The sequence below is a fragment of the Mycobacterium kyorinense genome (genome assembly GCF_002101735.1).
Lineage (GTDB): Bacteria > Actinomycetota > Actinomycetes > Mycobacteriales > Mycobacteriaceae > Mycobacterium > Mycobacterium kyorinense.
Genome location: NZ_LQPE01000037.1, coordinates 1 through 6,060 on the forward strand (window position 1 = coordinate 1; position 6,060 = coordinate 6,060).

Annotated in this window: 8 protein-coding genes and 1 pseudogene; 8 read left to right on the top strand and 1 reads right to left on the bottom strand. The window is 67.1% G+C overall.

The window, feature by feature from the left end:
* The 8 genes and pseudogenes from AWC14_RS28015 to deoC all read left to right on the top strand — a co-directional run.
* Window positions 1-110 (top strand): annotated as a pseudogene (locus AWC14_RS28015) (IS982 family transposase); the annotation flags it as partial.
* Between the two features lie 56 nt (window positions 111-166).
* Window positions 167-1,072, top strand: a complete 906-nt coding sequence (locus AWC14_RS06625; RefSeq protein WP_052425723.1) for an RNA-guided endonuclease InsQ/TnpB family protein — start codon at window positions 167-169, stop codon at window positions 1,070-1,072.
* A 160-nt stretch (window positions 1,073-1,232) separates the two neighbouring features.
* On the top strand, window positions 1,233-2,549 hold the full coding sequence (locus tag AWC14_RS06630) for a DUF445 domain-containing protein (protein ID WP_045385888.1): 1,317 nt from the start codon (window positions 1,233-1,235) through the stop codon (window positions 2,547-2,549).
* An 85-nt stretch (window positions 2,550-2,634) separates the two neighbouring features.
* Window positions 2,635-3,021 (top strand): helix-turn-helix domain-containing protein, encoded by a 387-nt coding sequence (locus tag AWC14_RS06635; RefSeq protein WP_045385891.1) that lies wholly within the window; start codon window positions 2,635-2,637, stop codon window positions 3,019-3,021.
* Between the two features lie 65 nt (window positions 3,022-3,086).
* The gene (locus tag AWC14_RS06640) at window positions 3,087-3,704 is read left to right on the top strand and encodes a hypothetical protein (RefSeq protein ID WP_045385894.1); all 618 of its coding nucleotides are present in this window, start codon (window positions 3,087-3,089) and stop codon (window positions 3,702-3,704) included.
* A 135-nt stretch (window positions 3,705-3,839) separates the two neighbouring features.
* A complete protein-coding gene (locus AWC14_RS06645; protein ID WP_057003591.1) occupies window positions 3,840-4,061 on the top strand; it encodes a DUF2516 family protein in 222 nt (73 codons plus the stop codon).
* Window positions 4,062-4,065: 4 nt separating this feature from the next.
* Window positions 4,066-4,455, top strand: a complete 390-nt coding sequence (locus AWC14_RS06650) for a DUF2599 domain-containing protein (protein ID WP_057003590.1) — start codon at window positions 4,066-4,068, stop codon at window positions 4,453-4,455.
* A complete protein-coding gene (gene deoC, locus AWC14_RS06655) occupies window positions 4,455-5,123 on the top strand; it encodes a deoxyribose-phosphate aldolase (protein ID WP_045385843.1) in 669 nt (222 codons plus the stop codon). Before AWC14_RS06650 ends, deoC begins: the two co-directional genes overlap by 1 nt.
* 10 nt (window positions 5,124-5,133) lie before the next feature.
* Here the strand turns inward: deoC and AWC14_RS06660 are convergent.
* On the bottom strand, window positions 5,134-6,060 hold a 927-nt coding region (locus AWC14_RS06660), incomplete at its 5' end, for an LmeA family phospholipid-binding protein (protein WP_249026306.1).

Consider the following 6,060-nt stretch of genomic DNA (forward strand, 5'->3'; position numbering starts at 1 on the left):
GGTGTCTTCGCCCGCATCGCTCAACGCTTACTCGCACTGGCCGCCGTGATCTGGCACAACTGGAAAATCAACACCCCACCAAACGATCACTGATCGCCTACGACCACTGACCGGGATAGGAATCACTCATCTAGACAAGGCGTGCCGCCAACGCGGCACGTTTCGTGTGCGGTGGCGTTCGGCGCGGCGATGGGCGCCGTCGTTTCGGTTTCCCGACGGCTGCACGATGAAGCTGCAGAAGCTGAACCGGCGCAAATCCCGGATCAAGCTGCCGAAACTCGGATGGGTGAAGTTCCGCGCGTCCCGCAGCTTGAATGGCGAAACCATCCGTTCCGCCACATTAAGCCGCGAAGGTCAACATTGGTTCATTTCGTTGCTGGTCGACGACGGGAAGACGACGCCGACGGAGCATGCGTTACCTGGGACTGCGGTGGGGGTGGATCGCGGGGTGGCGGTCGCGGTGGCAACCAGCGCCGGCGACCTATTCGACCAGGCTTTTATTACCGCGGATGAGCAGCGGCGGTCCCTGCGGTTGCAACGCAAGTTATCGCGCGCCTCCCACGGGTCGGCCAACCGCACCAAGGTCCGGCAAGCTCTGAGCAAGATACGGGCCCGCGAGCGGCGCCGCCGCCAAGACTTCTGCGTCAAGACCGCACGGCGGCTGGCGCACAACAACGCCCTGGTTGCACTGGAGCAACTGCCCGTGCGCGACATGACACGTCGCGCTCAACCCGTGGCAGACCCGGCGACTCCGGGCCAGTACTTGCCCAACGGCGGGTCGGCTAAGTCGGGATTGAACAGGGCGATCCTGTCCAAGGGCTGGTATTGCTTCGAGGCGGCATTGAAGTCTGCGGCCCGCTACAGCGGGACACAGGTGGTGAAGGTTCCGGCAGCGTTTACGTCACAACGCTGCTCGGCGTGTGGGCATGTGGACCCGAAATCCCGTGAGAGCCAAGCGGTTTTCCGGTGCACCCACTGCCTACGTCCCGCCGAGCACGCGGATGTCAACGCAGCTAAAAACATATTGGCCGCCGGGCTGTTGGCGGTGTCAGCCTGTGGAGACGACCCATAGCCTGCGGGCTACGGCGAATCCTCGAAGCAGGAACCAGCAGGAAACCGCGAGGAATTACTGCTCCAACCAACAACCAAGGGTTGGAATCCCCCGGCATCATCCGCGGGGAGGGGGTCAAGATGGTGGGGTGGTGCATCATCGAGCCAATCCGGCGGCACGGGTGCGGCTGCCGATCACAGCGCAGCCCGCCCCCCTGTCTCTGGCGGAATCATTCGTCGCGGCCGATCCTCAGGCCGACGCCGAACGACGCCGGGCGCTGCGCCGGATGAAGGTCGTGGCACTGAGCTTCCTGGTCGGCGCGACCGGGATTTTTCTCGGCTGCCGCTGGGCGCAGTCCGGGGGTGGGGCGGCCGCCTGGGTCGGCTACGTCGGTGCGGCCGCCGAAGCGGGCATGGTCGGCGCCCTGGCGGACTGGTTCGCCGTCACCGCGCTGTTCAAGCATCCGCTCGGCATCCCGATCCCGCACACCGCGATCATCAAGCGCAAGAAAGACCAGCTCGGCGAGGGCCTGGGCACATTCGTGCGGGAGAACTTCCTGTCCCCGCCGGTGGTGGAGACCAAGCTGCGGGATGCGCAGATCCCGAGCCGGCTGGGCAAGTGGCTTTCGGAAATCTCGCACGCCCAGCGGGTGGCGGCCGAGACCGCGACCGTGCTGCGGGTGCTGATGGAACTGCTGCGCGACGAGGACGTCCAGCACGTCATCGACCGGATGATCGTGCGGCGCATCGCCGAGCCGAAATGGGGCCCGCCGGTGGGCCGCGTGCTGGCCACCCTGCTGGCCGAGAACCGGCAGGAGGCGCTGATCCAGTTGCTGGCCGACCGGGCGTTCCAGTGGTCGCTGAACGCCGGCGAGGTCATCCAGCGGGTGGTCGAGCGCGACTCGCCGAGCTGGTCGCCGCGGTTCATCGACCATCTGGTCGGCGACCGCATTCACCGCGAGCTGATGGACTTCACCGACAAGGTGCGCCGCAACCCCGATCACGAGCTGCGCCGCTCGGCGACCCGGTTCCTTTTCGAGTTCGCCGACGACCTGCAGCACGACGAGGCGACGATCGCGCGGGCCGAGGCCGTCAAGGAGCAGCTGATGGCCCGCGACGAGGTCACCAATGCCGCAGCGACGGCCTGGAAGACGCTCAAGCGACTGGTGCTCGAGGGCGTCGACGACCCGTCCAGCGCGCTGCGCACCCGCATCGCCGACACGGTGATGCGGATCGGTGAGTCGCTGCGCGACGACGCCGACCTGCGCGACAAGGTCGACGACTGGATCGTGCGCGCCGCCCAACACCTGGTCTCGCAGTACGGCGTTGAAATCACCGCGATCATCACCGACACGATCGAGCGGTGGGATGCCGCCGAGGCCAGCCGTCGCATCGAGTTGCATGTCGGCCGCGACCTGCAGTTCATCCGGATCAACGGCACCGTGGTGGGTTCGCTGGCCGGCCTGGTCATCTACACGATCGCGCAGCTAATGTTCTGAGCTGTGCTAACAGTGCTTGCAATAGTTAGCACTCGGTCGTACTGTGGTGCGCGTCAGCACCGACGATCAGACGCGAGGAGCGCCAATGCCGCAGGACGAGAAGCTTGCTGCAGTGGTGTCCACCGCTGCGTCAGACATCGGCAGTTTCATCAGGGCGCAGCGAGAGGCGGCCCAGGTGTCGGTGCGGCAGTTGGCGGAAAAGGCCGGTGTCAGCAATCCGTATCTGTCCCAGATCGAGCGCGGATTGCGGAAACCGTCCGCTGACGTACTCAACCAGATCGCCAAGGCGCTGCGGGTCTCCGCCGAAGTTCTCTATGTGCGGGCCGGGATTCTCGAACCCAGTCCGACCAGTGAGGTCCGCGACGCCATCGTCACCGACACGGCGATCACCGAGCGGCAGAAGCAGGTTCTGCTCGACATTTACACGTCCTTCGTTCAACAGAACGAAGCGGCGCGTGACGAACCTGCCTAAGCGTTGGGTACGCCAACTGTTCGACCGCCGCTACGAGAAACATCCATCGAAAGGAAACACACACCATGGCCGACAACCCGACCGTTGACGACCTGAAAGCCCCGTTGCTCGCCGCGCTGGGCGCCGCCGACCTGGCCCTGGCCACGGTCAACGACCTGCTCGTCGAGCTGCGCGAGCGTGCCGAAGAGACCCGCACCGACACCCGCAGCCGGGTCGAGGAGAGCCGTGCGCGGCTGGCCAAGCGCCGCGAAGAGCTGCCCGAGCAATTGCGGGAGCAGCTGCGCGAGCTGCGTGAGCGGTTCACCGCCGACGAGCTGCGCAAGGCGGCCGAGGGCTACCTGGAGGCCGCGACCGAGCGTTACAACGACCTGGTTGAGCGCGGTGAGCTCGCCCTCGAGCGGCTGCGCAGCCAGCAGGGTTTCGACGACGTGTCGGCGCGCGCCGAGGGCTACGTCGACCAGGCTGTCGAGTTGACCCAGGAGGCGCTGGGCACCGTCGCTTCGCAGACCCGTGCGGTCGGTGAGCGTGCCGCCAAGCTGGTCGGCATCGAGCTGCCCGGCAAGAAGCAGCCGGCGAAGAAGGCTCCGGCCAAGAAGACGCCGGCCAAGAAGACCCCGGCCAAGGCTGCGGCCAAGAAGGCTCCGGCCAAGAAGTCGCCGGCCAAGAAGGTCACCCAGAAGTAGTCCGCACTACCACCTCGACTCCGAGTTGCCCTGCCGGGCAACTCGGAGTCGACGTTTTTACGGCCGCCCGCATACCCTTAGAGGGTGAGCCTTGTGCAAAGCGTCCTGACCTACCTGCTGATCGCTGTGCTCCTGATGACGCTGTACGCGTTCGTGCACGCGGCAATGCAGCCACCGGACGCCTACACCGCCGCGGACAAAATGACCAAGCCGATCTGGCTGGTGATCCTGGGCGTCGCCATGCCGCTTGCCTGGTTGCTGGGTGTGCTCGGGATGGCGATCGCCGCCGGCGCCGCCGGTCTCTACTTGGTCGACGTCCGCCCGAAACTCCTTGAGATTCAAGGCAAATCGCGCTAGCCGTATGCGGGCTTTCGCGGTGCCGGCGGCGGTGATTGTCGCGCTGCTGGCCGCCGTTCCCGCTTCCGCGGAAACACCAACGCCGCCGTTTGTGGACCACACCGAATGGGTGCAGTGGGCTCAGGGAACCAGCCTGCGGGTGTATCCGACCCCGTCGGCGCGCGCGGCCGCCCGGCAGGGCGTATCCGGCAGCGACGAGGCCTGGAGCGAGGTGCTGGCCAAGGCGCCGGGCGCCGACACTCCCGGCATGCGCGCGCAGTTCCTCTGTCACTGGCAGGTGGCCGAGTTCGCGGAACCCGGCAAGACCAGCTGGAACCTCGAGCCCTGGCGTCCCGTCGTCGACGACGCCACGATGCTGGCGTCCGGCTGTAACCCGGGCGGTCCCGAAATTTAATGCCGCCGACCCGAAACCAGGTCGCCGCTCTGGTCGACCACACGCTGCTCAAGCCCGAGGCCACCACGGCTGACGTGGCCGCCGTCGTCGCCGAAGCCGCCGAACTGGGTGTCTACGCCGTCTGCGTATCGCCGTCGATGGTGCCGGTCGCGGCTAAGACCGGGGGCGTGCGGATCGCGACCGTGGCGGGATTCCCGTCGGGCAAGCACCTGCCCGAGGTGAAGGCGCGCGAAGCGGCGTTGGCCGTCGCATCCGGGGCGGGCGAGGTCGACATGGTGATCGATGTCGGCGCCGCGCTGGCCGGTGACCTCGAGGCCGTTCGGTCCGACATCGCGGCGGTGCGCGCCGCCGTGCCCACCGCGGTGCTCAAGGTGATCGTCGAGTCCGCGGTGCTGCTGACCGCGGCCGGTGAGCGCGCGCTGGTCGACGTGTGCCGCGCCGCCGAGGACGCCGGCGCGGACTTCGTGAAGACCTCCACCGGGTTTCATCCCGCCGGCGGGGCCTCGGTTGCTGCCGTCGCGCTCATGGCCGCAACCGTCGGCGGGCGGCTCGGCGTCAAGGCCAGCGGCGGCATCCGCACCGCCGCCGACGCCGTCGCGATGCTCGACGCAGGCGCCACCCGGCTGGGGCTGTCCGGCACCCGCGCGGTGCTCGACGGGCTGGGTTAACTCGGCGCGGTCACAGGTTGTCGAAGCAGGTGTCCTGACTCGACGACTGCGACGACGCCGGGATGGTGGCGTTCTGCGTCGAAAACGTCGCCTGCACACCGGAATCGGTGACCTTCACGCTGTCGGCGTGAATGCCCAGCGGATAGTTCTGGGTCGCCTTCGAGGTCAGGTCGTCGAGGTTCTTTTGCACCTTGTCCGTCGACATCTTCGAGCCCAGCGCGCTCAGGTCGACCACCTTCAGCGACAGCCCGTTGTTGACAATCTGCGGCTTGAGGGTGGCGCTGTCCAGCAGGCCCTTCAACTGAATGGTCCCGTCACCGGCGTTGGTGGTGACCTTGCTGGCCACAAAGCTGCCCAGCACCGGGATGGCATCCTCGATCGATTGCTTGATGCCGTCCGACGTCCAGGTGATGGTGCCGTTCAGCGAGCCGATGGTGCCCTTGGAGTTGTTGCCGCCGTTCAGGTTGACGTCGTGGATGTCGAGGTTCAGCGTCATGCCCTTGGCGCTACGCACCTGGTTGCCCGCGGTCTGCACCGAGATGTTGGTGTAGCGACTGGTGATGTACTGCCACAGCACCGGCGGGGTCACCGCGAACTTCACGGTGGCGCTGTCTTGCGCCTCGCATTCGACCGCGCTGGCCACCTTGCTGTCGGCGGTGTGGCGGGTGTAGAGCTCCGCGCCGATCAGCCCGGCGATCACCAGCAGCAACACGATGACCAGGATCAGCGCGATCGACGTGGGGTTACGGAAGAAGCTGCGATGGGCTTGCACCGATGTGTCCTTCGACTGTGACTGTGTCGCGATCCGAGTGGTGGCCTGCTCCTGCACGACGGGCGCCGGGCCGGGCTGGCGCGCCTGCGGGTGAGGCGGCGCCGGCTGATGCGGCGGCGCGCCGGCCTGCCGCGGCGGCGGGGGTGGCGGGGGACCCGGCGCGCG

Bases quoted from the DNA above. Each gene is read 5' to 3' on its own strand.
- AWC14_RS06635 (WP_045385891.1), top strand. From the start codon at position 2,635: ATGCCGCAGGACGAGAAGCTTGCTGCAGTGGTGTCCACCGCTGCGTCA.
- AWC14_RS06640 (WP_045385894.1), top strand. From the start codon at position 3,087: ATGGCCGACAACCCGACCGTTGACGACCTGAAAGCCCCGTTGCTCGCC.
- AWC14_RS06645 (WP_057003591.1), top strand. From the start codon at position 3,840: ATGACGCTGTACGCGTTCGTGCACGCGGCAATGCAGCCACCGGACGCC.
- AWC14_RS06650 (WP_057003590.1), top strand. From the start codon at position 4,066: ATGCGGGCTTTCGCGGTGCCGGCGGCGGTGATTGTCGCGCTGCTGGCC.
- deoC (WP_045385843.1), top strand. From the start codon at position 4,455: ATGCCGCCGACCCGAAACCAGGTCGCCGCTCTGGTCGACCACACGCTG.